The sequence below is a fragment of the Crossiella sp. NPDC003009 genome (assembly GCF_053591555.1).
On the sequence record NZ_JBSFUA010000001.1, the window covers coordinates 80487 to 105262 of the forward strand.

The 24776-nt window shown below is 70.8% G+C and carries 26 protein-coding genes; 15 read left to right on the top strand and 11 right to left on the bottom strand.

The window, feature by feature from the left end; all coding sequences use genetic code 11:
• Positions 1 to 364 precede the first annotated feature (364 nt).
• The 5 genes from ACWDY5_RS00410 (at position 365) to ACWDY5_RS00430 (ending at position 3379) form a co-directional block, all read left to right on the top strand.
• Positions 365 to 973: an RICIN domain-containing protein gene (locus ACWDY5_RS00410; RefSeq protein ID WP_449720205.1), complete on the top strand. Its 609-nt coding sequence runs from the start codon at positions 365 to 367 to the stop codon at positions 971 to 973.
• 106 nt (positions 974 to 1079) lie between these two features.
• Positions 1080 to 1562, top strand: a complete 483-nt coding sequence (locus ACWDY5_RS00415) for an SRPBCC family protein (protein WP_449720206.1) — start codon at positions 1080 to 1082, stop codon at positions 1560 to 1562.
• 161 nt (positions 1563 to 1723) lie between these two features.
• Complete coding sequence (locus ACWDY5_RS00420) at positions 1724 to 2023, top strand: putative quinol monooxygenase (protein WP_283665567.1); 300 nt, start codon at positions 1724 to 1726, stop codon at positions 2021 to 2023.
• A complete protein-coding gene (locus tag ACWDY5_RS00425) occupies positions 2020 to 2772 on the top strand; it encodes an AraC family transcriptional regulator (RefSeq protein ID WP_449720207.1) in 753 nt (250 codons plus the stop codon). The genes ACWDY5_RS00420 and ACWDY5_RS00425 overlap by 4 nt, the downstream gene beginning before the upstream one ends.
• 37 nt (positions 2773 to 2809) lie before the next feature.
• Positions 2810 to 3379: a GrpB family protein gene (locus ACWDY5_RS00430; RefSeq protein WP_449720208.1), complete on the top strand. Its 570-nt coding sequence runs from the start codon at positions 2810 to 2812 to the stop codon at positions 3377 to 3379.
• Here ACWDY5_RS00430 and ACWDY5_RS00435 read toward each other — a convergent pair.
• The gene (locus ACWDY5_RS00435; protein WP_449720209.1) at positions 3376 to 3981 is read right to left on the bottom strand and encodes a TetR/AcrR family transcriptional regulator; all 606 of its coding nucleotides are present in this window, start codon (positions 3979 to 3981) and stop codon (positions 3376 to 3378) included. The two genes, ACWDY5_RS00430 and ACWDY5_RS00435, sit on opposite strands and share 4 nt — an antisense overlap.
• Positions 3982 to 4074: 93 nt before the next feature.
• On the opposite strand from ACWDY5_RS00435, the gene ACWDY5_RS00440 reads away from it, so the two are divergent.
• The gene (locus ACWDY5_RS00440; RefSeq protein ID WP_449720210.1) at positions 4075 to 4857 is read left to right on the top strand and encodes an alpha/beta fold hydrolase; all 783 of its coding nucleotides are present in this window, start codon (positions 4075 to 4077) and stop codon (positions 4855 to 4857) included.
• Positions 4858 to 4864: 7 nt separating this feature from the next.
• Here the strand turns inward: ACWDY5_RS00440 and ACWDY5_RS00445 are convergent, their stop codons facing one another.
• The 5 genes from ACWDY5_RS00445 to aztB form a co-directional block, all read right to left on the bottom strand.
• Positions 4865 to 5668 (bottom strand): class I SAM-dependent methyltransferase, encoded by an 804-nt coding sequence (locus ACWDY5_RS00445; protein WP_449720211.1) that lies wholly within the window; start codon positions 5666 to 5668, stop codon positions 4865 to 4867.
• Positions 5669 to 5736: 68 nt separating this feature from the next.
• Positions 5737 to 6924, bottom strand: a complete 1188-nt coding sequence (gene aztD / locus ACWDY5_RS00450) for a zinc metallochaperone AztD (protein ID WP_449720212.1) — start codon at positions 6922 to 6924, stop codon at positions 5737 to 5739.
• 48 nt (positions 6925 to 6972) lie between these two features.
• The gene (gene aztC / locus ACWDY5_RS00455) at positions 6973 to 7884 is read right to left on the bottom strand and encodes a zinc ABC transporter substrate-binding protein AztC (protein WP_449720213.1); all 912 of its coding nucleotides are present in this window, start codon (positions 7882 to 7884) and stop codon (positions 6973 to 6975) included.
• On the bottom strand, positions 7881 to 9095 hold the full coding sequence (locus tag ACWDY5_RS00460) for a hypothetical protein (protein ID WP_449720214.1): 1215 nt from the start codon (positions 9093 to 9095) through the stop codon (positions 7881 to 7883). Before ACWDY5_RS00460 ends, aztC begins: the two co-directional genes overlap by 4 nt.
• Positions 9096 to 9138: 43 nt before the next feature.
• Positions 9139 to 9960 (bottom strand): zinc ABC transporter permease AztB, encoded by an 822-nt coding sequence (aztB, locus tag ACWDY5_RS00465; protein WP_449720215.1) that lies wholly within the window; start codon positions 9958 to 9960, stop codon positions 9139 to 9141.
• A 47-nt stretch (positions 9961 to 10007) separates the two neighbouring features.
• Between aztB and aztA the strand changes: the two genes are divergently transcribed.
• Entirely contained in the window at positions 10008 to 10718 is a 711-nt protein-coding gene (gene aztA, locus ACWDY5_RS00470; protein ID WP_449720216.1) for a zinc ABC transporter ATP-binding protein AztA, read from the top strand.
• Here aztA and ACWDY5_RS00475 read toward each other — a convergent pair whose 3' ends face one another.
• Positions 10719 to 11879: an FAD-dependent oxidoreductase gene (locus tag ACWDY5_RS00475; RefSeq protein WP_449720217.1), complete on the bottom strand. Its 1161-nt coding sequence runs from the start codon at positions 11877 to 11879 to the stop codon at positions 10719 to 10721.
• A gap of 267 nt (positions 11880 to 12146) precedes the next feature.
• Here ACWDY5_RS00475 and ACWDY5_RS00480 point away from each other — a divergent pair, with 267 nt between their 5' ends.
• From ACWDY5_RS00480 to ACWDY5_RS00495, 4 genes are all read left to right on the top strand, one after another.
• The gene (locus ACWDY5_RS00480) at positions 12147 to 12629 is read left to right on the top strand and encodes a hypothetical protein (RefSeq protein ID WP_449720218.1); all 483 of its coding nucleotides are present in this window, start codon (positions 12147 to 12149) and stop codon (positions 12627 to 12629) included.
• 3 nt (positions 12630 to 12632) lie between these two features.
• A complete protein-coding gene (locus tag ACWDY5_RS00485) occupies positions 12633 to 13196 on the top strand; it encodes a hypothetical protein (RefSeq protein WP_449720219.1) in 564 nt (187 codons plus the stop codon).
• Between the two features lie 87 nt (positions 13197 to 13283).
• On the top strand, positions 13284 to 13751 hold the full coding sequence (locus ACWDY5_RS00490; RefSeq protein ID WP_449720220.1) for an ATP-binding protein: 468 nt from the start codon (positions 13284 to 13286) through the stop codon (positions 13749 to 13751).
• Between the two features lie 54 nt (positions 13752 to 13805).
• The gene (locus ACWDY5_RS00495) at positions 13806 to 14204 is read left to right on the top strand and encodes an STAS domain-containing protein (protein ID WP_449720221.1); all 399 of its coding nucleotides are present in this window, start codon (positions 13806 to 13808) and stop codon (positions 14202 to 14204) included.
• Positions 14205 to 14220: 16 nt separating this feature from the next.
• Here ACWDY5_RS00495 and ACWDY5_RS00500 read toward each other — a convergent pair whose 3' ends face one another.
• Both ACWDY5_RS00500 and ACWDY5_RS00505 read right to left on the bottom strand, forming a co-directional pair.
• Positions 14221 to 14820, bottom strand: coding sequence for a response regulator (locus tag ACWDY5_RS00500; RefSeq protein ID WP_449720491.1), 600 nt, complete (start codon positions 14818 to 14820; stop codon positions 14221 to 14223).
• Between the two features lie 47 nt (positions 14821 to 14867).
• The gene (locus tag ACWDY5_RS00505) at positions 14868 to 16058 is read right to left on the bottom strand and encodes a sensor histidine kinase (protein WP_449720222.1); all 1191 of its coding nucleotides are present in this window, start codon (positions 16056 to 16058) and stop codon (positions 14868 to 14870) included.
• A gap of 242 nt (positions 16059 to 16300) precedes the next feature.
• Between ACWDY5_RS00505 and ACWDY5_RS00510 the strand changes: the two genes are divergently transcribed.
• Entirely contained in the window at positions 16301 to 17938 is a 1638-nt protein-coding gene (locus ACWDY5_RS00510) for a carboxylesterase/lipase family protein (RefSeq protein WP_449720223.1), read from the top strand.
• Between the two features lie 28 nt (positions 17939 to 17966).
• On the opposite strand, the gene ACWDY5_RS00515 is transcribed toward ACWDY5_RS00510, so the two are convergent.
• On the bottom strand, positions 17967 to 18563 hold the full coding sequence (locus ACWDY5_RS00515) for a molybdopterin-dependent oxidoreductase (protein WP_449720224.1): 597 nt from the start codon (positions 18561 to 18563) through the stop codon (positions 17967 to 17969).
• 340 nt (positions 18564 to 18903) lie between these two features.
• Here ACWDY5_RS00515 and ACWDY5_RS00520 point away from each other — a divergent pair, with 340 nt between their 5' ends.
• The 3 genes from ACWDY5_RS00520 to ACWDY5_RS00530 all read left to right on the top strand — a co-directional run bounded on the left by ACWDY5_RS00520 (position 18904) and on the right by ACWDY5_RS00530 (position 21375).
• The gene (locus ACWDY5_RS00520; RefSeq protein ID WP_449720225.1) at positions 18904 to 19860 is read left to right on the top strand and encodes a hypothetical protein; all 957 of its coding nucleotides are present in this window, start codon (positions 18904 to 18906) and stop codon (positions 19858 to 19860) included.
• Between the two features lie 76 nt (positions 19861 to 19936).
• Positions 19937 to 20659, top strand: coding sequence for a class I SAM-dependent methyltransferase (locus ACWDY5_RS00525; RefSeq protein ID WP_449720226.1), 723 nt, complete (start codon positions 19937 to 19939; stop codon positions 20657 to 20659).
• Between the two features lie 92 nt (positions 20660 to 20751).
• Entirely contained in the window at positions 20752 to 21375 is a 624-nt protein-coding gene (locus ACWDY5_RS00530; protein WP_449720227.1) for a TetR/AcrR family transcriptional regulator, read from the top strand.
• Positions 21376 to 21494: 119 nt separating this feature from the next.
• On the opposite strand, the gene ACWDY5_RS00535 is transcribed toward ACWDY5_RS00530, so the two are convergent.
• Positions 21495 to 24707 carry a bifunctional cytochrome P450/NADPH--P450 reductase gene (locus tag ACWDY5_RS00535; RefSeq protein WP_449720228.1) on the bottom strand — a complete coding sequence of 1071 codons (3213 nt, stop codon included), beginning with the start codon at positions 24705 to 24707 and terminating at the stop codon, positions 21495 to 21497.
• Between the last annotated feature and the right edge of the window lie 69 nt (positions 24708 to 24776).

Consider the following 24776-nt stretch of genomic DNA (forward strand, 5'->3'; position numbering starts at 1 on the left):
GGAGTGGCCACGGCAACCAACTGCCGCGCCTTTCCTGAGCCGCCCGAGAAGGTGGGGACCTGAAGGTGGTCAGGAAGCGGCGCACGGCCGGTCGGTGGCCGCCAAGGTGCCGCTGCCGTGATCGGTGTGCCGCGGGCGGCCGCCATCGAGCACGAACGGTTCCTCCGTCGTGCCGCAGCTGCAACTTCGACGGCGACGCCGCGACCGGCGGCGGTCGCTGCTCCAAATCGGTGATGCGGCAGGTGTCCCTTGACTTCATTGCGATGGCAACGATAGAAATAGTTGCTTTCCTGCGGAAGGAATGCGGCATAACGGGGGCGTTTGATTATCGCGACGAGCGCCATGTCGCTGCCTACTGCTCCGGGTGCCGGAAAAATCCATTAGCGAATCGCGGATGTTTGTTCAAGGGGGAAAAGTGTCATCTGTTCGTGCGTCGTTGGCTGTGGTCACCATGTCCGCAGCCGTTGCGCTCGCGTTACTGACCGCTCCGACTTCTGTTGCTTTCACCAGCGATGCGAGCACGACCGCGGCGCATCCGCCCACTCGGGGCACGAAGGCGCCGCCGTGGCTGAGGAACGTGCACAGCGGACAGTGCCTCGCCATCCCGAACGGAGATCCCGCGGACGGGCTCGGCGCGATCCAGTATCCCTGTGACCAGGCAGAGAGTGACAAGTACTGGTTCTTCGATCCGGCCCCGGACGAATACACGATGCTGCGCAACGAGCGCACGAACAAGTGTTTGGCCATCGCGCAGGGCAATCCGGCAGACGGAGTCCCGGTCATCCAGTTCGAGTGTCACGAAGAGTGGACCGATCAGCACTGGAAGTCCAATGCCATTGGCGAGGACGCCTTCGAGATGCGCAATCGAGTCACCGGCAAGTGCGTCACCGTCCGCGATGGCAGTGTCAGTGACGGGGCGCCGGTGATCCAGCAGGGTTGCCTCAACCAGACCTATCAGCACTGGTACCAGTAGTCCCGTCCTGGTCTGGCTCGCCGGCGCGACGATGAATTAGCGTGAATTCATCCAAGGCGGAGCTGTTAGTGTGCGTCCGTTCCCTCGAGAACTGGAGCGCTCCGCCATGAAGTACACCGTCTCGATGGAGATCGCCCTGCCGCGGGAGCGGGTGGTCCAGCTGCTCGCCGACCCGGAACACCTGCCGAAGTGGCTGCGGGGCCTGGTGCTGCACGAGCCGCTGAGCGGGGTGCACGGGCAGGTTGGCACCACGTCGCGAGTGGTGCTGCAGACCGGGCAGCAGAAGATGGAGTGCACCGAGACCATCACCCGCCGGGAACTGGTGGACCTGGACGGGATGGGCGTCGTCCATTACGAACGCGAGATCGTCGGCAACGGCATGTGGAGCGCCGCGCGCGAGCGCCTGACCCAAACCGGCCCGGAGACGACGCTCTGGGTGAGCGAGAACGAGTACCGGTTCAGCAGCCTGCTGATGCGGCTGGTGGGGCTCCTGATGCCCGGCACCTTCCGCAAGCAGTCGCTACAGCACATGCGGGACTTCAAGGCCTTCGCCGAGCACGGAAAGGACGTCCGCGAGGCGAAGGGCTGAACCGCGGTCTCGACCAAGGCCGGACCGGCTCGTCTTCGACTGCCGCATCGCGGGTCCGAGCAGCTGTCCGATAGGAGCGTGAAGCTGTCCGACTGACGGCAGCGTGCCATGTGGTGCTCGGGCGAGGATCTTCTCAGCAACCACGACAGAGGAGACGCCACATGTTGATCGCCACCGTAGACTTCAGCACCGCGCCCGCCGACCGGGCCGCCGCGCTCGCCCAGTTCGACGCCGAACGGGACCGGGTGCGGGCCATGCCGGGCAACCGCGACTTCCGGGTCTTCGCCTCGCGGGAGGACGAAGGGCAGATCACCGTGCTGCACGAGTGGGTGGACGAGGAGTCCTTCCGCGGCTACCTGGCTTCGGAGTCCTTCGCCAGCTTCGGCGCGGTGGTCCGGCCGCTCACCGTGGGGGCGCCGGTGAGCCGGCGTTTCCTGGCCGAGCCGGTCGAGATCGGATGACGGCCAAGGCGTACAGCTTTGTGCGGGAGGTCGAGGCCGGTCCCGAACGGGAGCTTCGCACCGACCGGCACTACCTGCTGTACGCCTCGGCCGGGGCCCTGCGGCTGACGGCGCAGGGCCAGGTGTGGCTGCTGCCGCCGGCCAGGGCCGCGCTGGTGGAGGCGGGGCGGCCCATCCAGGTGAGCATTCCGCGGCCGGTCCGGACGGCCTCGGTGCTGTTCGACACCGGGTTCGCCCCGCCCCCGCCCGCGCCGCTGACCGTGTTCGACCTCAGCCCACTTGCCCGGTGCCTGGTGGCCGAGTGCGGCGCGTGGGGCGATCCCGACGCGGTCCTCTCGCCCTACGCCGAGACCATGTTCGCCGCGCTCGCGGCGGTGACCTGGCGGCTGGCCGAGCAGCCGAGCCCGGTCACCATCCCGGCCGGGCGTTCGCCGGAGCTGCGGTTGGCGCTGCGGCTGACCGAGGCGCGGCTGGCTGAGGAAGTGCGCTTCGAGGAGGTGGCGGCGCAGGTGGGGCTGGCGCCGCGGTCGCTGGCCCGCCGCTTCGCCGAGGAGACCGGGACGACGTGGCGGGCGGTGCTGCGGCGGATGCGGCTGGCGCGCGCGATCGAGGAGCTGGTGGCCGGTGACGACCCGGTGACCGAGGTGGCGTTCCGGGTCGGCTACGCGTCCCTGTCGGCGTTCAACGCGGCCTTCCTGGAGCTGACCGGTCGCACCCCGACGGAGTACCGGGTCAGCTGCCGGGGCTGAGGTACGTTGGCCTGATGCCCACCGGAAGGGACCCACCATGTCCAAGCCGCTTGACGACGCCGCGTTGGCAGCCGTGCTCCTCCGTCCCCTGCAACCGGCCCAGGTGACGCTGGCCGAGTACGACCCGGACTGGCCGCGGCGTTATGCACGACGGGCCGGAGAACTCCGGGAAGCGTTGGGGGACAGGCTGCTTTCCGTCGACCACATCGGCTCGACCTCGGTGCCGGGACTGGCCGCCAAGCCGGTCGTGGACATCATGGTCAGCGTCGCCGACCCCGAGGACGAAGCCGCCTACCTCGCCGAGCTGACCGCGCTGGGCTACCGGCTCAGCGCCCGCGAACCCGGACACCGGTGCCTGCGCGGGTTCGACCCCGAGGAGCCGGTGAACCTGCACGTCTACGCGCCCGGGCACGTGGAGCTGGCGCGGTGCCTCGCCTTCCGCGACCGGCTGCGCGCGAGTGCGGCCGACCGGGAGCGGTACGAGGCGGTCAAGCGCGAGCTGGCGCGGCGGGAGTGGCGCGACATGAACTACTACGCCGAGGCCAAGCGCCCGGTGATCTTCGAGATCCTGGCCGCGGCGGGCTGGCAGGAGCCCGCGGAGTCCTAGACCGGGTCTGGCCAAGCTCGCATGGCCAAGTCCACGACCTGCTCCAGCTCGCTACGGGACGCTCCATCCCGCGCCTGCTGGCTCATGCCTTGGATGATGGACGCGTAGAAGGCCGCGAGGCCTGCGGCGTTCGTCTCCGGGGGCAGGCGTCGCGCCTCGACGTCCTGGCGGATGCGGGCCGCGATGGCCGCCTTCCCCGCCTCGCGCATCGCCCGAAGCTCCAGTTCCACCTCGTGCGACTCGGGTCCGCAGTTGGTCGCCGCGGTGACGATCATGCAGCCCGGCGGGTGGCGGGCGTCGGTGTAGTCCGTCGCCAGCTGGCGGAGCATGTCCTGTATCGCCGTGCGCGCGTCCGGGGCCTCTGGTGACAGCACTCTGCCGTGGGTGCGCTGGTACAGCCGCACCGCTTCCTCGAAGAGCCGCCGCTTGTCGCCGAAAGCCGCGTACAGGCTGGGTGGGTTGATGCCCATGGCCTTGGTCAGCGCGGCCACCGAGGTCGCCTCGTACCCGTGCGACCAGAACTCGCGCAGCGCCGTGGCCAGGGCCTTGTCGCGGTCGAAGGCGCGGCGGGACCGCGTTGCGGAGGGGCGGTTCTGGGTCACAGGGACATGGTAGCCGGACTGTAGCGATCGCTAAAGATCCGTGCTACGGTCTGCGTCGTTCCCCAGTTGTAGCGATCGCTAAAGGAATCCTTCATGACCACAGCGACCTCGTACGCGCGCACTGTCCGCGGCTCCGGCCCCGGCCTGCTCCTCGCCCATGGCGCCAGCGGAGGCATCGAGGCCAACTACGGGCCGATCCTGGACGGGCTCGCCGCCCGGCACACCGTTGTCGGCGTCGACTACCCCGGTTCCGGAGCCACGCCGGCCACGCAGAACCCGCTGGAGCTGGACGAACTGGCGGACCAGCTGGTCGCGGCGGCGGACGCGGAAGGGCTGGACACCTTCGCCGTCTCCGGGTTCTCGCTGGGGGGCCCGGTCGCCATCCGGGTGGCCGCGCGCCATCCGGAACGCGTCACCGCTGTTGTCCTGAGTGCCACGTTCGCCCACCTCGACACCCGCACCGAGCTGGCCATCGACATCTGGCACGAGCTCATGGCGACCGGGCAGCACCACCTGGTGGCCAAGTACGCGACCCTGCTGGCCCTGGGCGCGCCCACGCTGAACTCCCGCACCCTCGAGCAGGCCCTCGCCATCGCCGACCAGACCGCCCAGGGCATCTCCGCCGGCATGGTCGCCCAGATCGACCTGGTCGGCCGCGCTGACGTGCGCGCGGACCTCGCCGCGATCACCGTGCCGACGCTCGTGATCGTCACCGCGGACGACGACCTCGTCCCGGTCGCGCTCCAGCGCCGGCTGGCGGCCGGCATCCCGGGCGCGCGGACGGCGGAGATCGCCACCGGGCACCTGCCCTTCGCCGAGCAGCCCGGGCAATGGCTGAAGCTGATCACCGACTTCCTTGGCCACACGGCCCGGTGAACGCGGGCTACCGCCGCCCGAAGCCGATCAACGTCGTGGCGTCCAGCTCGGTCACGCCCTCGGCGCGCAGCGAGGCCAGGTAGCGCTGGCGGACGTCCGCCACGACCTCGGCGGACAGCTTCGCCAGCGCACCGCGGAAGCCGGAACCCAGGATCACCAGCCACGCCACCTCGGGGGTCATCGTCAGGCGCTTCTCCTCGGTGGTGACCTCGACCTCGCGCAGGCCGCGTTCGGTCAGCCAGGCCGCGAAGCTGTCGGCCTGGTTGACGCGGTCGATCAGGTGCGGTGGGCGTGGCGCCGCGGGTTCGGTGTTCGTGGCCTCGGCGATGGCGCGGCCGAGATGGCGACCGGCGGCGGCCATGGCATCGCCGCGCCAGATGGTGAAGACCACCCGGCCGCCGGGGCGCGCGAGGCTGATCAGGTGGTCGGTGCCGGCGGTCATGTCCGGGAAGAAGAAGATGCCGAGGGCGCACTGGACCACGTCGTAGTCCGCGGTGGCCCACGTGGTCACGTCCGCCTGGTGGCGGTGCAGCTGGGGCAGCCCGGTGGCCAGCCTGCCGAGCTCGGCGAGCAGGGGACCGGACATGTCGATGGCGTCGACGAGGCCCTCCGGTCCGACCGCCCGTGCCGCGGGAATGGCGGAAGCGCCGGTGCCGCAGCACGCGTCGAGCACGCGTTCGCCGGGGACCGGTGCGGCGACCCCGACCATGGCGGCGCCGATGGGGTTCCACAGGTGGCGGCCAAGAGCGGTGAAGTCGGCCGCGGCCGCGTCGAAGGCGGCGCGGAAATCGTTCTGTCGAGTGTCAGCCATGAGGTAATGATCCATTTCTGGCCGGCGCGGTCCCCACCGTGGCGGCGGCGGGGACCGCGGGCAGCCGGTTAGGCGGGCAGGCCGGTGAGCTCGTTCGGCACGGCGGGCAGCGCGCCGGTCACGGTCTTCGCACCAGAGGCGAGGTCGACCGCGTGGATCTCCTTCTTGCCAGGATCGGTGACGTAGGCGGTGCCGCCCCTGACGAAGATGGTCGGACGCGGCTGCTGCCACTCCAGCGGCTCCTGCCAGGAACCGAGCACCGGGATCTTGCGGGTCACCACGCCCGCCACCGGGTCGATCACGTGGATCTGGCCGTCGGTGCCCAGCACCAGGCCCTCGCCCTGCGGGCCGCGGGCCAGCGAGCGGAAGGAGTAGCTCGCGCCGAGGTCCACGTGCCGGAGCGTCGCCTTCTCGGTGTCGATCAGCGACACCCTGGTCGGGCGCTCCAGCTCCGCGTCCTTGTCCACCTTGTAGTCGCCCAGGGTGATCGGCGAGTTCTCCGCGCCTGCCTGGTTGCCGATGCGCCCGTACGGGTCGGGGCTGCTGACCTTGGTGATGGCGCCGTTGCGGTAGATCAGCACGCCGGTCTGGCAGCCGATGACCACCGCCTCACCGCGCGCGGCCGCTTCGCCGTGCACGCCGGGGCACTGCTCGTTGCGGGCGATCTCCTTGCCGTCCTTGTCCAGCACCACGATCCCGGGACGGGCGTCCTCGTTGCCGATGGTGGTGACCAGTTCGCCGTTGGCCAGCTGGACCGCGACGCCGTGGTGCGCCTGCGGGGTCCGGTGCTTCGGTGCGGGAATCTTGCCCGCGCCCAGTGCGGCGGGCTCGACCACGGTGACCTCGCCGGTGCCGTCGGCGAAGAGCACGGTCTTGCCCGCGTGCCGCACCACGTGTCCCGGCTTGGCCGCCTTGACCTCGATGTCGGTCAGCACCGCGCCCTTGGCGTCGAGCACCCGGAAACCGGTGGCGGTGGAGACCAGCACGTGCCGGTCGTCCCCGGCGGGGTTGAGCCGGTTGAAGCCCTCCAGCTTGATGTCCTTGGCCACCTTGAGGGTTGTGCCGTCGAGCAGCTGGATCCCGCCGTCGTAGGTGACCGCGATCGGATCGGTCACCACGGCCTCGGGCTGCGCCGCGGCGTTGGTCTGCGGCGGCGCGGCGGGCTCGGTGCCGCAGGCCGACAGGGCGAGCGCGGCCACCGCGGTGAGCGCGGCGCCCCGGGCGGTCGATCGCCGGGGGAGAAGCGGTGTTGCCATGTTCCTTGCACCTTTCGTCAGGTCCATTTGTTCTGCCGTCCCCGGTGGTCAGGGCCGCGTCAGGCTGGTCGCGATCGCCTCGGTGTTGGCGCGCATCATGTCCAGGTAGGTCGGCGCCCCCTGGCCCGGTTCGGTGAGCGACTCGGTGAACAGCGGCGTCACCGCCACGTGCAGCCCGGCCTGCTCGGCCAGCACCCGGGCGAGCCGGTCCGGCTGGGAGGAGTCGGCGAAGATCGCGGGCACCCCGGCCGCGCGGACGGCATCGGCCAGTGCCTTGAGGTCGGCGGCGCTGGGTGAGGCCAGCGTGGTGCCGCCGGGGATGACCGCGCCGATGATCTGGAAGTCGAACCGCTGCGCGAGGTAGCCGAAGACGTGGTGGTTGGTCACGAGTTTCCGGCGCTGCGGCGGGATTTCGGCGAACCGGCGGCTCATCGTCGTCTCGACCGCGCCGATCTCCTCTCGGAGGCGGTTGGCGTTGGCGCGCACCACTTTCTCGTCCACGCCGCGCACGTGCGCGATGACCTCCTCGGCGATCACCGTCACCGCCTCGCGCACCCGGCCGGGGTCGGTCCAGAAGTGCGGGTCGGGCTGCCCGGCGTTCTCCCCGCCGGAGTAGCTGATCGGGTTGACCCGCTCGCCCACCGGCAGGGTCGCCACCCCGCTGCGCTCGGCCGCCTGCACCGCGCGCAGCACACCCTCCTCCAAGCCGAGTCCGTTGTGCACGACCAGACCCGCGCGCTCCAGCTGGGCCGCCTGCTGGGCGGAGATGCCGAAGGAGTGCGGGTCGGCGTTCGGTTTCATCAGCACCGTCACCGCGGCCTGGTCGCCCACCACGGTGCGGGTGAGGTCGCCGAGGATGTTCGTGGTCACCACCACCGAGGAGCGGTCACCGCCCGAGCTCGCGCAGCCGGTGAGCAGCAGCACCGCCGCGAGAGCCGCCGAGAGCAGGGCGCGGCTCACCGGCCCGTCTCCACGATGTGGCTGGCCTTGCCGCTGACGGTCAGCGTCCTGGCGCGGCGCAGGTTGTCGTTGTAGTCGATCTCGTACACCTCTCCCGAGCTCGGGTTGTTGACGTAGGCGCGGGTGGTGTCGACCTGGATGCCCGGGGTGGCGAGGGCGGTCGCCTCCGGCGGCATCAGCTGGGTGCGCGCCTGCTCCGCGCCGGTGGCGGCGTCGAAGGCGCGCAGCACCCCGTCCCTGGTCAGCGCCAGCACCGGAGCGCCCTCGCCCACGGCGTTCACCGCGGCGAGTGGACCGGTTTCCACCTGCCGCCAGGTCCGGCGGGCGGCGTCGAGCACCCACACGGCGCGTTCCCCGGCCGGGGCGGCGAGGGTGGCGCTGCCCGGCCGGTGGGTGAACCGGGTGGCGCGTTCGGCCGGGCCGACCTGGCGCGGGTACGGGATCTTCTCGCCGGTGAACGTGCCGTCCTTCTCGGTCACCAGCAGCGCCCCGTCCGCGCAGCCGAAGACGACCCCGCGCCGGGTGACCGCCTGTCCCTGGAGCTCGGGGCAGGCTGTGGCGATCTCGGCGACCGGCTTGCCCTGCCGGTCGTGCACCCGGACGCCGCGCGCGTGCCGCTGCCCCGGATCGGCCACCGAGGCCAGCACGCGCTCGCGGTAGGGCACCGCGGTGCTCAGGTGCGCGGGGCGGACGATCTTGCCCAGCTCGGCCACGGAGCCCTTGTCCAGCTTCGCCCGGTCGAGCAGAGTTGTGGTGCCGTCGGGGAAGGACACCGCCGAGACCACCGGATCGCTGACGGCGGCCAGCGGCTCCTTGCCCGGCAGCGCACCGACCTCGCGGGCCGGAGCGCGGTAGTAGTGCACGTGGTCGCCGTGGTCGACCATCCAGGAACCGCTGTCGACCACCCGCACCGACTCGTCCCGGCCGGTCAGGTAGCCGAACCGGCCGTCGCCGATGATGCCCCGCACGCCGTCCACCCGACCGGCGGGCACCACCTTCTCCGTGATCAGGTCGAGCACGTGCACCGCGCCGGTGTCCGCGTCGGCCACGACCAGCCTGGACTGCGCCTCGGCGGTCTCCTCGGCGCCTTCGACGTAGCCGTGCGGCGCGTCCCCGGCGGGATCGCTGGTCTCCGGCCGCGCGCCACAGGCTGCCAGCAGCAGGGCGGCGACGGCGAGCAAGCCTGCGCTGCGGCAGGTCCTCAGTGTCATGGTGAACGCTCGATCTCGGTTGGGGGACAACGGATGTGCGGGCTCAGCCGCGGGCCGGCCGGAGGGCGGAGAGCCCGGCGGAGAGGAAGAACAACAGGACCGCGCTGACCGCGATGCTCGCGCCGGCTGCGGTGCCCCCGTGCCAGGAGACGAGCAGCCCGATGAGGGTGGCCAGGCTGCCCAGCAGCGCGGCCAGCAGCATGATCGTGCTGATCCGCCGCGCCCAGAACGTTGCGGCCGCCGCGGGCGCGATGAGCAGGCCGAAGACCAGCAGCGTGCCGACCACCCGGAAGGAGGCGACGATGGTCAGCGTCACCAGCGCCAGCAACAGCGCGTTCGCCAGCCCCGGACGCAGGCCCAGGGTGCGCGCCTTGCGGGCGTCGAAGGTGAGCGCGACGAAGGACCGGTGCCCCAGCGCGGCCACCACCGCCACCAGCGCCAGCGCCGCGGCCAGGCCTGCCAGGTCACCCGCGCCGACCGCGAGCACGTCGCCGAAGAGGAACCCGGTGAGGTCGACCGCGAAGGACCGGGAGTGCGAGACGATGATCACCCCGGTGGCGAGCATGCCCACGAAGAGCAGCCCGATGCCGGTGTCCTGGGACAGCCGCCGGGAGCGACCCAGCGCGGTGAGGCCCAGCGCCATGACGCCGGCGCTGAGCAAGGCCCCGATCACCAGGTTCACCCCGGCCAGCGAGGCGAGTGCGATCCCAGGCAGCATCCCGTGCGAGAGCGCGTCGCCGATGAAGGCCATGCCGCGCAGCACCACCCAGGTGCCAACGATTGCGCAGGCCACCGAGACGAGTACCCCGGCCACCAGCGCCCGCTGCACGAACGACACCTCGAAGGGGATGAGCAACCAGTCCACGCCGGTCACTATAGTGACAACGATTTTCATTCCAAAGAGTGGTGGGCATGAACGAGTACGCGACGGCGGTCACACTGCGTGAAGTCAGCGCCAGCTACGGGCGGCAGGAGGTGCTGCGCGGGATCACCGCGGTGGTGCCGGAGGCACGGGTCACCGCGATCGTCGGCCCGAACGGGGCCGGGAAGTCCTCCCTGCTCAACGTGATCGCGGGCGTGCTGCCCACGACCTCGGGCGAGGTGGCGACCACCGATTCCGGCCGCCCCGCCTACGTGACCCAGCACAGCGAGGTCTCCGACACCCTGCCGATCACCGTGCGCGCCGCGGTGACCATGGGGCGGTGGGCGCACCGGCGCCCGTGGCACCGGCTGACCAGGCAGGACCGGGAGGTGGTCGAGGAATGCCTGGCGCGGCTGGACATCACCGCGATCGCCGGCCGCAGGCTGGGCACCCTCTCCGGCGGGCAGCGCCAGCGCGCGCTCGTCGCCCAGGGCTTGGCCCAGCAGTCCGACCTGCTGCTGCTCGACGAGCCGTCCGCGGGCCTGGACCTACAGGCCCAGGCCCGCATCGAGGACGCGCTCGACGAGGCCCGCCGCGAGGGCGTGACCGTGCTGCGCGTCACCCACGACCTCACCGCCGCCGGCCGCGCCGACCACTGTCTGCTGCTCGGGGCGGGCGCGCTCGTCGCGGAGGGGCCGCCGAGCACGGTGCTGACCCCGGAGCGGGTCGCCACGGCGTGGGGCGTGCCGCAGGTTCGGTGATCATGGCGTGGCGAGGGGGGTCTCCCCGAGTAGCCGGACTCCGTTCGCCGACGAGCGTCGCACCGCGTCAAAGCCCTCCTCGACCAGGTGCCGCTCGTAGTCCCGCACTACGTCCACCAGCGAGGTGCCTGGGGCGGCGCAGGCCAGTGCGGCGGAGAGCGCGGCCGCGTCCCGCAGCGCCATGTTCGCGCCGGCGCCGGCCGCCGGACTCATCGCGTGGATGGCGTCGCCGAGCAGGGTGACGTGCGAGCTGGCCCACGGCGACAGCGGAACGCTGCTGCGCACCGTGATCGGGTACAGCGTCGAGGTGTCCCATTCGGTGACGATGCGCCGCAACAGGGGATGCCACCCGGTGATCTGGTCGAGCACGACCTCGCGCAGCCGGGTGCCCGCCGCCGTGCGCAGGTCCTCCTCGGACAGGCCCAGCGACTCGCGGCGCCGCCCGAACATGACCGCGAGACTGTCCGGCGGCAGCTCCAGCCGGGCCGCCGCCGCACGTGGTCGTGCCCGGTACTCCACCGGCGCGATGCCGAGGAACCGTTGCCCCGGCCCGGAAACGGAGTTGAAGACGCTGATCATCGCGGGCGGCAGGGCAGCGCGCAACGCCGGTGTCAGCGGCACTCGCCCGTAGATCAACCGCACCCCCGAGTCGACCACCCGGGCCTGCGGGAGGCGCTGCGCCCGGATCACCGACCCGATGCCGTCCGCGCCCACCAGCAACGTGCCCTGCCTGGCCGAGCCGTCCTCGAAGTGAGCCGTGACCACCTCCCCGTCGGTTCGATAGCCCACACACCGGCGGCCGAACTCCACGACCTCGTCCAGCCCGCGCAGGAGCACCTGGCGCAGGACATGCCGGTCGAGCACGACGTGCGCCGGCAGCACGCCCGAATCCGCGGCCAGCTCGAACACCGCGGTCTGCCGCAACTGCTCGTCGAAGCCGGTCACCCGCGGTGCCGGACGGCCGGCGATCGCCCCGATGAGCGCGAACAGCTCCGGCGGCAGGCTGGCGGCGAGTGCCCTGCGGCCCTGCGCGTCGAGGTGCAGCCGATGCCCCTGCGCGCGGACCACCGGTGCGGCGTCGCGTTCGTAGACGGCGACGCTGACTCCCGCGCGGCGCAAGCCCTGCGCCAGACAAAGACCGCCGAGACCGGCGCCGATCACGATCACATGCTGAGTCAAGACAGACCTCGCCAGAGTCGAGTACCGACTCCCACCTCCCCGCCACGGTGCGGCGGGGAACCCATCAGCGAGGCCAAAGCCCTTGAGGACTCAGCGAGCCCTCCGGTGAGAAGACGCCGCGAGCATACCGAAACTGTCAGCGCGAGGAGCGGGGCCGCGCTGGCAGGTTGCTGCCACCGTCGGCACTGCCCGCGCTTGTGGGTGTACAAGCAAGCGATGATCGCGCGATTCTCACCATGAGGTAGGTCCATGTTTGGCAAGCGGAGGCGGCGGCGTGCGGCATTCGAGAAGTTGATGGCCGCACTGGAAGACCGCACGGCCGAGCTGATCTTGACTTATGTCGCAGGCAAGTGGAATCAGGCGCTGGCGCTGGCGAGGGTGCTCGAGGAAGACTTGAAGCCTGTTGCCACCGTGCCGAGAATGGAAATATGCCTGTACCACGTCGAGTCGATTCAGCTGCGCATCGCCTTCGCGCGTGACGACGTCGACCTTGTGGGGGCCATTGCGCGCAAGGTCCATAATCCGGAGGTGTCGCGACTGGCCTTCGATGCCGTGCGGAAGTCGCTTAATCATCACAACCCGGGTCGGATATTTCGCGAAATCGAACGAGATATCAGTACGGCAAGCAATGCTGAGGGGCAGATCATGCGGATGCGGAATCCGGACCCAAGCTTGATCGGCACCAAGTTCTTTCCCAACCTCTATGTGCCTGGACAAAGTGACCAGGAGTAACCGGTGACCATGTGGCTCCTCATCGGCGCGGCGGTGGTGCTCCTGCTCGCGGTGCTCGCCCGGCGCTGGATCATCCGCCTGCTGGTCGCCCACGCATCCATGCGCAACGACGGCATCGGCCACTACCTCCGCCTGACCAAGACGGTCGCGCGCTTCGTCCATCCGGTCCGCCTCACCGGCGCCGGCGGCGCGGCAGACCGCTTCGACCTGTCGCTTCTCGGCAGGCGACCCGGACTTGACCTCTGTGGGGTACCGGCCGCCGAGCTGGCCTCGCTCAGCCGGCGGTCCTACCTCCTCGTGCACCCGGCTCACCTGGAGTTCTGGCAAAGGTCCGGACTGAGCTTTCGGCGCGTGGCCGCCTTTCCCAGAGAGAAGTTGCACCGCATTCAGGTGATCCGGCACGACCCCGACGGCATCGGAGTGATCGACGACGTGTACCGGGGCATTCACGGCACCCTCGAGGTCTTCGTCACGCGCACGATCCGCCTCTACTTCTTCGTCCTTGCCCGACCCGATCCCCGTGCGCCAGGCCTTGGTCAACACCTCGGCCGACCACAGTGGTACTGATCTCAGGGGTAGCCCGGCCGGCCAACGGGTAGTCGAGCAGCGTGGAGGCTCACTCCAATGCGCGAAATCGACGAAGGCGGGTGGGTGATGTCAGCACAGTCGTGGAGCCCGGCTCCCACTGGACCGAACCCCAGCGGCGCGACCCACGACCTGGACGCGGTCCCGAACAGGGACATCCGCCGTCTGGTCCGCGGCCTGTTGGCCAGCCACAACGGGCTCATCGTCGACGACGCCGTCCTGGTGGCCGACGAGCTGGTCAGCAACGCCCACCGGCACGGTGACGGCCCGCGCACGTGCCGGATCACCCTGGTCAACCAAGGCCGCTGCTTGCGGATCGAGGTGGCCGACACCTCCCCGCACCTGCCCAGGATCCGGACTCCAGACCGCTTCGGCGGGCGAGGGCTGGTGCTGGTCGACCGGCTCGCCTCCGCCTGGGGCGTGTTGCGGCACGCTCACCACAAGACCGTCTGGGCTGAGCTGGCGCTGGATCATGCGGGCAGCAGCGGCCACGCCGCGCACCTGGCCGCGGCCTCGGACTGGCCTCGGCGGAGTTGACCTCATCGCGCTGTGACCTGCTGAGACCGGTCACCGATCCGGTATGGTCCAGCCGTGGGTCATCCGCCGCACGCCGAGCCGTCACCACCGGGGCTGGACATCGTCCGCCATGTGGTGGCCGGAACCGTGGTCATCTCGGTTGTCGGCGACGTCGACACCGACACCGCGCCGGCGCTGCACGCCGCGGCAGCCAGCGCCATCGACGACACCACGGGCGAGGACTGCATCCTGGACCTGACCGAGGTCACCTTCCTCAACTCGGCAGGCCTCACGGCCCTGGTGGAGGCCACCGCCCGTGCGGAAGCGCGACGGGAACCGCTGCGCATCGTGGTGGACTCCAACCGCCCGGTCATCCGGCCGATCGAGCTCACCGGCCTTGACGAGCTACTTCGGCTGTACCACACAGTCGAGGAAGCCCTGACAGCCGGAAACCAGTCGCACCACGAGAGCTAGTCCCGCTGGCCCCGCCTTACCTGGGCCGGTCGGCGCGCAGTGCCAGCTGGGTGCGGTTGGCACACCGCAACCGCGTCATGAGCCGGGACACGTGCCCTTTCACCGTGCCCTCGCTCAGATACAGCCGGGTGGCGATGTCGGCGTTGGACAGTCCTTCGGCCAGCAGCGCGAGCACGGCACGTTCCCGTTCGCTGAGCGCGTCCAGCTCCGGGTCGGAGCGCCTCGGTGGTTCGCCGGAGCGATGCCTGCGCAACCGGTCCAGCGCTTCGGGGGAGAGCACCGACGCGCCGGTCGCCGCGGCCAGCACCAGCGGCACCAGCTGCGCCGGCGGGGTGGTCTTGAGCAGGAAGCCGTGCGCGCCGGCATCCAGCGCGGCCAGCACGTGCTCGTCGGTGTCGAAGGTGGTCATCGCGACCACCACGGGCGGATCGGGCAGCGCGCTGATCTCGCGGGTCGCGCTGATCCCGTCCAGCCCCGGCATGCGCAGGTCCATCAGCACCACCGCGGGCCGGTGCCTGCGGACCGCCGCGATGCCCGCCGCGCCGTCGTGGGCCACCGCGACCACGGTGATCTCGCCGGTGGCCGAGAGGATGGTGCGCAGGAACTCACAGACCATGGGCTCGTCATCCACCACCACGACCGGCACCGGTCCGGGATGCGTGCTCACCGCTGGTCCACCGTCCCCGCAGAATCTCGCTCATCGGGCTCGGCAGCGCCGCCCATGGGCAGGCTGACGCGCAGAGCGTAGCCACCCTCCGAAGTGGGCCCGTGCTCGCAGGTCCCGCCGAGCACGGCCACGCTCCGGTCCAGGCCGGTCAGTCCGCGACCGGAGCCAGGGTTGGGGCCGGCTCCGCCGAGTTCGTTGCGCACCAACACTTCCACGGTGTCACCGATGGTGATCCGCACCTGCGCAGGCGCCCCCGGGGCGTGCCGTCTGGTGTTGGTCAGTCCTTCCCGCACCACCTGGTCCACGGTACGGGCCAGGGCGGGGGGCAGCCGGTCGAGACCACCGGTGAGGTCCAGTCGCACGTCCTGCCCGGCGGCACGCGCGTCGGCCACCAGCGTGTGCAGTGTCGATGTGGCCGGCTCGGGCGGGCCGAGCAGGTCGAGCAGCTTGCGCAGCTCGGCCAGGCCGTCGTTGCCCAGCCGGCTCATCCGCTCGGCGGCGGCGCGAGCGTGCGCCTCGGCGGCGGTGACGGTCAACGCGTTGGCGTGCAACACCAGCAGGGTCAGCACGTGCCCCAGACTGTCGTGGATCTCCGCGGCCAGCCGTTGCCGCTCCTGTTCCCTGGCCCGCCTGGCCACCTCGGCCCGGTCCCTGGCCAGCGCGGCCACCCGGTCCCGCCGGGCGCGCTGCAGCCTGGCAGCCAGACTGACCGCCACGCCACCCAGGATCGGAGTGGCCGTGCTGGCCAGCAGGTTCAGCACGGACGGGCCCGCGCCGTCCAGCATCGTGTGCACGACCGCGGCCAGCGGATAGCCGAAGGCGAACGCCGCGGCGATCCGCAGCTGGCGCGGGGTGCGCGCGTGCTCCACGGTGAGCACCGTGGCCCAGGTCAGGGCGAGCGGGACCCACGGCACGCCCTGGGCGATCAGCAGCGGTCGCCACGGGGAGTCCAGCAACAGCAACGAGGTCGCGACCACCGTCACCGCCGCCATGGCCAGGTGGGGCGAGGTGCGGAACCGGGTGACCACGGCGGTCGCGGCCAGCTGCGCGAGCAGCCCGAGCGCGATCGGCAGTGCCCGGGAGCTGGGCGGGCCGGGCAGCACCACGAGTCCGAACCACGCGCCGAGCACGGCCAGCAGCGTCATGAGCAGCGGCAGCCAGCGGACCAGGCGGGGGTTCTCGACCACTGCGCGATGGTAGGTCGACCGGTGCCGCGGGTGTGCCGTCCGCGCCGCAGGACCGGTCTTTCGTCGCGCCGGGACTGACTTTCGTCGCGCGAGGCTGACCGAGTGGCGCACCGGGGTTGCCCGTTCGCCGCTGGTGGCGGTGGTGACCGGGCAGCAGGCTGGGTGGCCCGGGAGATCTGCTGACGGAGCGCGCGGATCACGGGGCAGGCCAAGGGAAGAACCGATCGGACGGGGGAACGGCGATGGTCAGGTGGCGACTCGCGGCGGTGGTCACAACGGTGGTGGCAGGACTTGCGGCAGGGCTGCCGACGGGACCTCCGACGGCCGCCGGTCACACCGGGGGAGACACTGCGCGCACCACCGCGGGGCTTGTCCGTGGCGTGGTGGACGACCACGTGCGCCGGTTCTCCGGGGTGCCCTACGCCGCGCCGCCGGTGGGCCCGCTGCGCTGGCGCGCGCCGAGACCGGTGCGGCCGTGGCCGGGCGTACGGGACGCCGGCAAGTTCGCGCCGCCGTGCCGGCAGGCCGTTGGCGAGATCCAGCACAGCAGCGAGGACTGCCTGCACCTCAACGTGACCACACCGCTGCGCGGGCACTGGCCCAAGCCGGTCATGGTGTGGCTGCACGGCGGCGGCAACTTCGGCGGCACCGGCAACGAGGTCGACGCCCAACGGATGGTCACCAGCGGCGACGTCGTGGTGGTGACGATCAACTACCGGCTCGGTGTGTTCGGCTTCTTCGGCCACCCCGGGCTGGCCGACTCAGGCTCCTTCGGGCTGCTGGACCAGCAGGCGGCGCTGCGCTGGGTGCGGGACAACGCCGCGGCCTTCGGCGGCGACCCGCACAACGTGACCCTGTTCGGGGAGTCCGCGGGCGGCATCGACGGCTGCGCCCAGCTGACCTCACCGCGGGCACTCGGCCTGTTCGACAAGGTGATCCTGCAAAGCGGCAGCTGCTCGTTCCCCGGCTGGGGGATCGTGCCGGAGATCTGGGGCACGACGCCGGAACCCGCCCGTGCCGGGGGCGGGGCGCGCTCGTACTGGCCAACCCGGCAGGAGGTGGTGGCCAGCGGCGCCAAGGCGGCCACCGAGCTGGGCTGCCCGGCCGGGCCTGACGCGCTGGCATGCCTGCGCGAACTGCCGGCGGAAGCGTTGCTGGGCAGGATGACCGAGTTCGGCGCACCGGCCGCAGGCACCGCCACTCTGCCGCTGGACCCCGGCCACGCGGTCGCGGCCGGGGCCTTCCACCGGGTGCCCGTGCTCACCGGGCACACCCGCGACGAGGCCCGGCTGGTCACCGCCTGGTCCGAGCTGCCCGACAAGCCGATCACCGAGCAGCGGTTCCACGCACTCACCGAGCAGGCCTTCGGCGCACAGGCCGAGCTCGTGCGGCGACGTTATCCGCTGGCGGACCACGACAGCCCCGCGCTGGCCTGGGCGGCGTTGGACACCGACCGCAGTATGGCCTGCCCGCAGCTGCGTGACGCACGCGCGTTCGCCGCGCGGATGCCCGCCTATGCCTACGAGTTCGCCGACCGCACCGCACCGGCGTACGCACCGCTGCCGCCGGGTTCGATGCCCGACGGCGCCGGGCACGGCGCGGAACTGACCTACCTGTTCGACATGGCAGGGAAACCCGTGGACTGGAACGGAAAACTGGTGCCGCACACCGAACCCCAGCGGGCACTGGCCGCCACCATGATCGGTTACTGGACCCGGTTCGCGCGCACCGGCGATCCCAACGGCCAGGCTCCGCGCTGGCGGCCAGTGCACCGGGACGCACCGCGCTCCCAGGAGTTCCGCACTGGCGCCGACGGTGTCGGGCCGGTGGACGCCTGGAGCGCACATCAGTGCGCCTTCTGGGCCACCATCGGCGCTTGAGGTGTCCACTGTGGAGGGTGCGCAGCCGTCAGTTCGAGGAGCGGGGCCGCTCTGGCTGACGGTCGCGAGCGCCACGGGCACTGAGGAACCTGATGGGACGAATCAACGCCCGGTAGAAGGGTCGCACCACCCGGCCCGGGAGCAGACCGTGCCGCTCCTCTTCCCACACCCTGCCCCGGGGATGACTCTTGAGCAGAGGGCCTTCGGTATTTGCCGGAGCCGTGGTCAGGAGTTCGATGCCGGAGAGGTGTTTGACGTTGATGTAGCCGTACTGGCTGGGGCTGACCAGGCGGACCGGTGCGCCGTGGTCACTGTCGAGCGGGCGGCCGTTGAGGTTCTGCGCGATGAGCACGTCCTCGGCCAGGATGTCCTCGATCGTCGCCGTGGCGGCAAACCCGTCGAGTCCGCGACACGTGATGTGGGTGATCGATGTTCCGGCCGGCAACGCCGGTTCGAGGTGAGCGCGGTAGAACGTCGCAAACGAGACACCCTCCCAGCGCAGGCCGGTTGCCGACCAGCCGGCCACGCAATGGAAGTCGGCGGTGATCTCCTTGCGGGGCAAGGACAACAGCGAGCCGAGCGACAGGTCGAACTCCTTGGTCACCGCCCCGCGCACCTCGATCACCGGGTCGAGCGGAACGGGCGGGGCGGGCCGGGAAAGGTGGGTGCCGAACCTGGGGAACCCCTCGACCCGGCGTTGTCCCGGCGGAAGCTTGTTGCCGTGCCTCATTGACCATGCCTTTCGCATCCGTCACCAGTCACTGGACCACCATCTCCTCAGCCGCCCGGCACGGGGTCACCCGCGAGAGTGAGGCCGCTCCCTCGCAGGAGTGGCGCGGGGTACCCAGGGTTCTCAGCCACGCTGGTCAGTCTGGGCGGACCGGTTATCCGCTCGTTCTCAAGCGCGTATCACCGCGGCAGCGCACCCCCGGACGGCAAACGCACTAGCGCGTTAGGCTGTGCGGATGGGGAGTTCTTTCGTCCGGGCCGCCGCCGCTGCTTGCGCTTTGATGCTGGTCGCCACCGCCTGCGGCGGGTCCCAACAGCCGCCCAAGCCGTCCGCCCCGCCCGAGCTGAGCGTCGCGGACTACCAGCAGAAGCTCGATGGCCTGGTGGCGGCGATCCGTCCGCTCACCGAGCAGCTGAACCCGGCCACCACCCTGGATCAGGTCAACCAGATCCGCGGCCGGCTCAGCACCGTGCTGCGCGAGCAGCACACCGCCTTCAGCGCGTTCGCGCCGCCCAAGTCCGCCGCCGCGCCCCACCGGAGCCTGATCGAGGACCTGTCCTCCTTCGGCAACGACCTGCGCACGCCCATCTCCGGCACCGGCAAGAACTCCTGCGGCGTGCCCTCGCCGGAAGCGCTCAGCCTGCACGAGGCCAAGGTCGCCACCCGGCGGACCCTGGGCCGCCCCACCACCTCGCCGCTGCCCGAGGCATTCGCCAAGGTCAACGTCCAGTTCGCCGGTTGGCCGGTGCCACCGGAACCGGCCATGCCCGAGCTCGAGACCCGCAGGCCCGGCAACGGCGAGCTCCTGCAACGTGGCCCCGGCGGCCCCACCACGGTGACCATCGCCAACAACAACGGCAAGCTGGACGCCGTGGTCTCCGCCGTGGCCGGCGAGGACCCCGCCCGTCCGCTTGCCAGCGTCTTCGTGCGCAGGGACAGCACGGTGACCCTCTCCGGCCTGCCCGTCCCGTTCGAGCTGTACTACAAGTTCGGCAACGACTTCGACTCCCAGCGCCGCGGCTTCACCCGGGACTGCGAGTACCGCAGGATCTACGGCGCACTCGACACCCCGGGCCGCTGGTCGGCCGGGATCAGCGAGAGCACCCTCGGCAGAAGCATGCTGATGAGACTGACCCCCAGCGGCGCCAGCGACTACCGGCAGGTCAGGATCGCCGAAGCCGCCCCCTTCTGACCACGCCGCCTACCTCACCCAGTCACCGCGGTTCCACTGTGGCACCGGTTCAAGTACGAGCTGAGAAGATGCCGGGATGGGCTACACCGAGGCGTACGAGTCCGACCTGCTCCGCGGCGACCAGGAACCCCCGCCCTGGCAACTCCGCGAAGAGATCACCGCGCTGGCCCGCAGCACCGACCGGTTGCTGGACATCGGATGCGGCACGATGTTCAAGACCCTCGCCCTCGCTCCGCTGGTCGGACAGGTCGTCGGCGTCGAGCCCAACCCGCGCATGCTGGCCCAGGCCCAAGCCAACATCGCGGCCGGCACGGCTGACAACGCGCTCGTCGTAGGTGGCCGCGCCGAGCAGCTCCCGTTCCCGGACGCCTCCTTCGACCTGGTCACGGTGATGCTGGCCCCGCACGACACCAGCGAGATCAGCCGGGTGCTGCGCCCCGGCGGCCGGGCAGTGCTGGAGAAGATCGGCGACCGCGACAAGTCGAACCTCAAGACGGAGTTCGGCGCCGATGAGCACGGCCTCCGCGGCCAGTTCGCCGACCTGGCCGCCGGCGAACGCGCCCGCGGGTACGAAGAAGAGTTCGCCGGGTTCTTCGACCAAGTCCAAGTGCGACAGGGGTTCTGGGCGACCTACTACGCCCGTGCCGGCCTGGAGCTGCTGCTGGAGCAGACCTCGACCATCCGCGGCTTCGACCCGGTTGCGGACAAGACGGTCATCGACCGGATCTGTCAGCGGTGGGCTACCGGCCGAGGAATCAGGACCACCCAGAACCGCATCCTCATCCAGGCCTGGAAGTGACCAGGTTCTCTTGTGTCGCGGCGATCGAGTGTCCGAAAGCCATGACTTGGTCGATCGACTTGCTCACTGGACTAAGTCAATATAATGCCTCAATGGCCCATGTTTCCGCGGCAGAGCGCCGCCCTCAGCTGATCAAGGCCGCCGTCGACCTCATGACCAGGGAAGGCGTAGCTGCCGGAAGCACTCGTGCCATCGCCGCCGAGCTGGGCGTGGCCCAGGCGACGGTGCACTACACCTTCGGCACCAAGGAAGATCTGTACCGGGCCGTCATGGAGCAGCTCACCCATGATCTGATCGCACAGGTCGAACGGGCGGCGCACGGGGACGGCGGCTTCGAGGAGACGGTCGCGGCACTCGCCGCCGCCCTGTGGCGGACCCTGCGCGAGCAACCGACCACCCACCAGCTGCTCAGCGAACTGTTCATGTTCGCGCTCCGGTCACCGCGGCTGCAGCAGGCCCTGGAGAGCCACTATCGCGAGGTGACGGCCGTGACGGCGAAGCTGGTGGCCGAGGCGGCCGAGCGCACCGGTCACCAGCTCGCCCAGCCTGCGGAGACCCTCGCCCGGTTCTTCCTGGCCGGCTTCGACGGCCTCTCGATGCACCATCTCTCGCTGCCCGACGAGGCGGCCGAACTCACCTGTCTGCAGGCCCTGGTCTCGGCTGTCGTCGCGCTCGCCGGAGGCCGAATGGAGCTCGTGACGCTGCCGACGAGCTGACGGCAGGCTGGAACAGGGTCACTCCGGTGATGAGCGCGACCGCCCTCGCTGGAGCGCCGAGTGTGCGACAAACACGTTTCGAAGGGGGACAGGGGCGTCGGCCATCGCGACCTGGGTGGTCAGCCGGCCCAGACGTCTTCCACGTAGTGGCCGGACTCGATCAGCGCGGCCAGCCAGGCGGTGGCCTCTTCCTCGCCCGCACCGGTGTGCGTTCGGTAGATCGCCATGAACGCCTCCCGCACCGCGGGGGCCATGCGGAGGCCGTCGCCGCAGACGTAGACACGTCCGCCGGTCTCCAGCACTGCCCAGACCTCCTCGCGCTCCTGCCTGATGCGGTCCTGGACGAAGCGGGCACCGTTCTCGGGGGCGCAGGCGAAGGTGGGCCGCATGCTCACCTCTCCGGCGGCCTCGGCAGCCTCGAGCTCCGCGCGGTGCAGGTAGTCGACGTCGGGGTGGTCGCAGCCGAAGTAGCACAGCAGCGTTCCGGTCGACCTGGTGTGGCGGCGGTCGAGGACGGCGCCGCGGAAGGGGGCGAGGCCGGTGCCCGCGCTGACCAGGATCACCGGCACCGACTCGTCCTCGGGCAGCCGGAAGGCCTCGCTGCACGGCAGCACCCGGGCCTGGACGGTGTCGCCGGCGTTCACGGTCTGCAGGTAGTGCGAGGCGACGCCGCGGAACGTGCTCTCGCCGGCGCGGTGGGGCGCGGCGAGCAGCGACACCATCAGGTCCACCTCGCCGGGTGCCGCCCTGGCGGAGGAGGAGATCGAGTAGTGGCGCGGGCGCAGCACCGGCAACAGCTCCAGGAAGACCTCGAACGGCAGCTCGCAGGCCCGGTAGCACTCCAGCAGGTCCAGGACGCTGCGTCCGGCGACGGTCACCTGCGCACGGAAGGTCTCCGCGTCCGCCGCCGCGAGCTCCGCCAGGGGCCGCTTCTCGGGCGGGCACGTGGTGTGCTCGGCGAGCACGGCGACCTGCTCCTGGGTGGCGGCATCCTGTAGTTCGACGAAGTCGGTGAGCAGGCGCCGCAGGGTCAGCGGCCGGTCGACGGGCAGGGCGCCCCGGCTGCGACGGCGGGCACGGAGCCGGACTGTGCGGTCCAGGTCGAGGCCGAAGCGGTCGGCGACCCGTTGGACGAGATCGCCGGGGTTGCTCGGCAGCACGGCGATGTGGTCGCCGGTGCGGTAGGTGACGCCCTCGGGCAGCCGCAGCCGCAGGAAACGCTTGGAGCGGCCCAGTTCGCGGCTCATGTCGACGAGTTCGTACGCGTCGAGCACCTCCATCGGCGCCAGGCCGTGTCGTGCCGCGAGGCCGCCGATGACCGAGTCGGTCGCGTCCTGAAGCTCGTACAGTCCCGCTTCCTGGTCGGCCTCCGGCTCCGCGGCGGTCGTTTCCCCGGCGACCCCGTACCGCTCCAGCAGAGCGGTCCACAGCTCGCCGGACCACCGGTCCACCGTGCCGGCGAAGTCTCCGGCGGCGTCCGCGGCGCCGCGCTCCAGCAATGAGGTGGCGCCGGCCGCGGTCAGCCGCTCGTCGATGAGGGTGGGCACGCGCTGGTAGGTGGCGGCCCAGTTGCGGTCGCCGACGCCGAGCACGGCGTACCGCAGGCCGTCGAGCGAGCCGGGCTCCAGGTCCGCCAGCCAGGTGAGGAACTCCGTGGCGTCGTCGGTGGGCCTGCCGTTGTAGGAGGCGGCCACGATCACCACCGGTCCGCCGTCGGCCGAGAGCTTGCCCACGGCGTCGCTGAGGGCCGCGACGGCGGGGGCGAACCCGCGTTCCTCGCCGTCCACGGCCAGATCGCCCGCGATGCCCGCGCAGGTGCCCAGGTTGGAGCCGTGCAGCAGGGTCAGCGCGGTTCCCTTGGCGCGCCGGGCGGTGGGACGGTCCCCGGCGGCGGGGGCGTTGCTCGCGGTGACGGTCGGCAGGCGCCGCTCGCCGCTGGTGCGCCGGGCCAGGTTCAGGGTGAACTCGTCGGGCTTGAGGGTGAGTGTCTGCTTGATCTTCAGCTGGTAGTTGGTGTGGTCGATCAGGCGGTAGCGGTGGATCACCAGCGCGAGCACCAGGGTCGCCTCGTGCAGCGCGAACTGGCGGCCGATGCAGGCCCGTTCACCGCTGCCGAACGGCTTGAACAGATGGACCGGACGCTCCTGCTCGCGCTCGGGCAGGAATCGGTCGGGATCGAACAACTCGACGTTCTCGCCCCAGGCGGGGTCGCGGTGCAGCTGTGGGATGAGGATCTGGATCGGACCGCCCTTGCGCACGGCGTACTTGCCGCCGACGACCGTGTCCTCAATCGGCTCCACCGCGAAGGCGGGCGCCGTCGGCCACAGCCGCAGGCCCTCGTTGAGCACCTGCCGGATGTAGGACAGCTTGCCGATGTCCCCGTAGTCGGGCTCGGGGAGGTCCGCGTCACCCCACAAGGCGTCGACCTCGGCCTGGGCTCGGGCCAGCACCTCGGGGTGCTTGGTCAGGTAGTAGATGGCGAATGACAGGGCGCCACTCGTGGTCTCGTGGCCGGCGATGAGGAACGTCATCACCTGGTAGCGGATGTTGACATCGTCCAGGGTCTCGTCCGTCACCGGGTCACGGGTGTGCAGCATGCGCCCGAGCAGGTCGTCGGTGCGCTGATCACCGGAGGCCCGGCGCTGCCGGATCACCTCGTCGACCAGTTGCTCCATGAGGGTCACGTCCTCGCGGAACTGCTCCGCCTGCTTCCACTTGAACAGCTCCGTGCCGGGGATGGACTCCTCTTTGTTCTGGACGAAGCCGAGCGCCCGGGACAGGGCGGCGATGAAGGGATGCGGTTCCGCTCGGCTGAACGACTCGAAGTCGTAGCCGAAACCGCACAGGCCGATCGTGTCGAGGGTCAGCCGGGTCATGTCGTCGGGGACGTCCACGGACTCGGTACCCGCCGCCTGGTCCCACTTTCCGATCAGCTCCCTGGCGACGTGGCGCATCGTCGCGTGGTAGCCGCGCATCGCGCCAAGGGAGAACGCCGGCATCAGGACGTCGTGCGCCTTGCGCCAGTTGGGCTCGTGGTTGAACGCGGTGAAGAGCCCGTCGCCACCGATCGCCCGGAGGATCACGATGGTGTCGTGCACGTTCTTGCGGAACCGGCTCTCGTCCGCCAGTTCGGTGACCAGGTCGAGGCCGGAGGCGAAGTTGATCTCGTTGCCGAAGACGCGGAGCTTGAACAACGGCCCCAGCTCCGTGGCCTGCTTCATCAGGTAGTACAGGCCGTCGACGCCACTGGGGATGTCGAACGCGTGGCCGACCAGGGGCAGGGCGGGACGCTGGGGAACCGGTTCGGTTCCACGCAGGGCCTCGTGGGTCATGAGCTGCCTTTCCTCCGGCGCAGGGTCGCTTGCCAGCAGCGTACAAGCGACCTTGTCGACCGACCATGT

Coding starts and splice junctions, on each gene's coding strand:
- ACWDY5_RS00415 (WP_449720206.1), top strand. CDS start 1,080: ATGAAGTACACCGTCTCGATGGAGATCGCCCTGCCGCGGGAGCGGGTG.
- ACWDY5_RS00420 (WP_283665567.1), top strand. CDS start 1,724: ATGTTGATCGCCACCGTAGACTTCAGCACCGCGCCCGCCGACCGGGCC.
- ACWDY5_RS00425 (WP_449720207.1), top strand. CDS start 2,020: ATGACGGCCAAGGCGTACAGCTTTGTGCGGGAGGTCGAGGCCGGTCCC.
- ACWDY5_RS00430 (WP_449720208.1), top strand. CDS start 2,810: ATGTCCAAGCCGCTTGACGACGCCGCGTTGGCAGCCGTGCTCCTCCGT.
- ACWDY5_RS00440 (WP_449720210.1), top strand. CDS start 4,075: ATGACCACAGCGACCTCGTACGCGCGCACTGTCCGCGGCTCCGGCCCC.
- ACWDY5_RS00445 (WP_449720211.1), bottom strand. CDS start 5,668: ATGGCTGACACTCGACAGAACGATTTCCGCGCCGCCTTCGACGCGGCC.
- aztD (WP_449720212.1), bottom strand. CDS start 6,924: ATGGCAACACCGCTTCTCCCCCGGCGATCGACCGCCCGGGGCGCCGCG.
- ACWDY5_RS00460 (WP_449720214.1), bottom strand. CDS start 9,095: ATGACACTGAGGACCTGCCGCAGCGCAGGCTTGCTCGCCGTCGCCGCC.
- aztA (WP_449720216.1), top strand. CDS start 10,008: ATGAACGAGTACGCGACGGCGGTCACACTGCGTGAAGTCAGCGCCAGC.
- ACWDY5_RS00480 (WP_449720218.1), top strand. CDS start 12,147: ATGTTTGGCAAGCGGAGGCGGCGGCGTGCGGCATTCGAGAAGTTGATG.
- ACWDY5_RS00490 (WP_449720220.1), top strand. CDS start 13,284: ATGTCAGCACAGTCGTGGAGCCCGGCTCCCACTGGACCGAACCCCAGC.
- ACWDY5_RS00500 (WP_449720491.1), bottom strand. CDS start 14,820: ATGGTCTGTGAGTTCCTGCGCACCATCCTCTCGGCCACCGGCGAGATC.
- ACWDY5_RS00510 (WP_449720223.1), top strand. CDS start 16,301: ATGGTCAGGTGGCGACTCGCGGCGGTGGTCACAACGGTGGTGGCAGGA.
- ACWDY5_RS00520 (WP_449720225.1), top strand. CDS start 18,904: ATGGGGAGTTCTTTCGTCCGGGCCGCCGCCGCTGCTTGCGCTTTGATG.
- ACWDY5_RS00525 (WP_449720226.1), top strand. CDS start 19,937: ATGGGCTACACCGAGGCGTACGAGTCCGACCTGCTCCGCGGCGACCAG.
- ACWDY5_RS00530 (WP_449720227.1), top strand. CDS start 20,752: ATGGCCCATGTTTCCGCGGCAGAGCGCCGCCCTCAGCTGATCAAGGCC.
- ACWDY5_RS00535 (WP_449720228.1), bottom strand. CDS start 24,707: ATGACCCACGAGGCCCTGCGTGGAACCGAACCGGTTCCCCAGCGTCCC.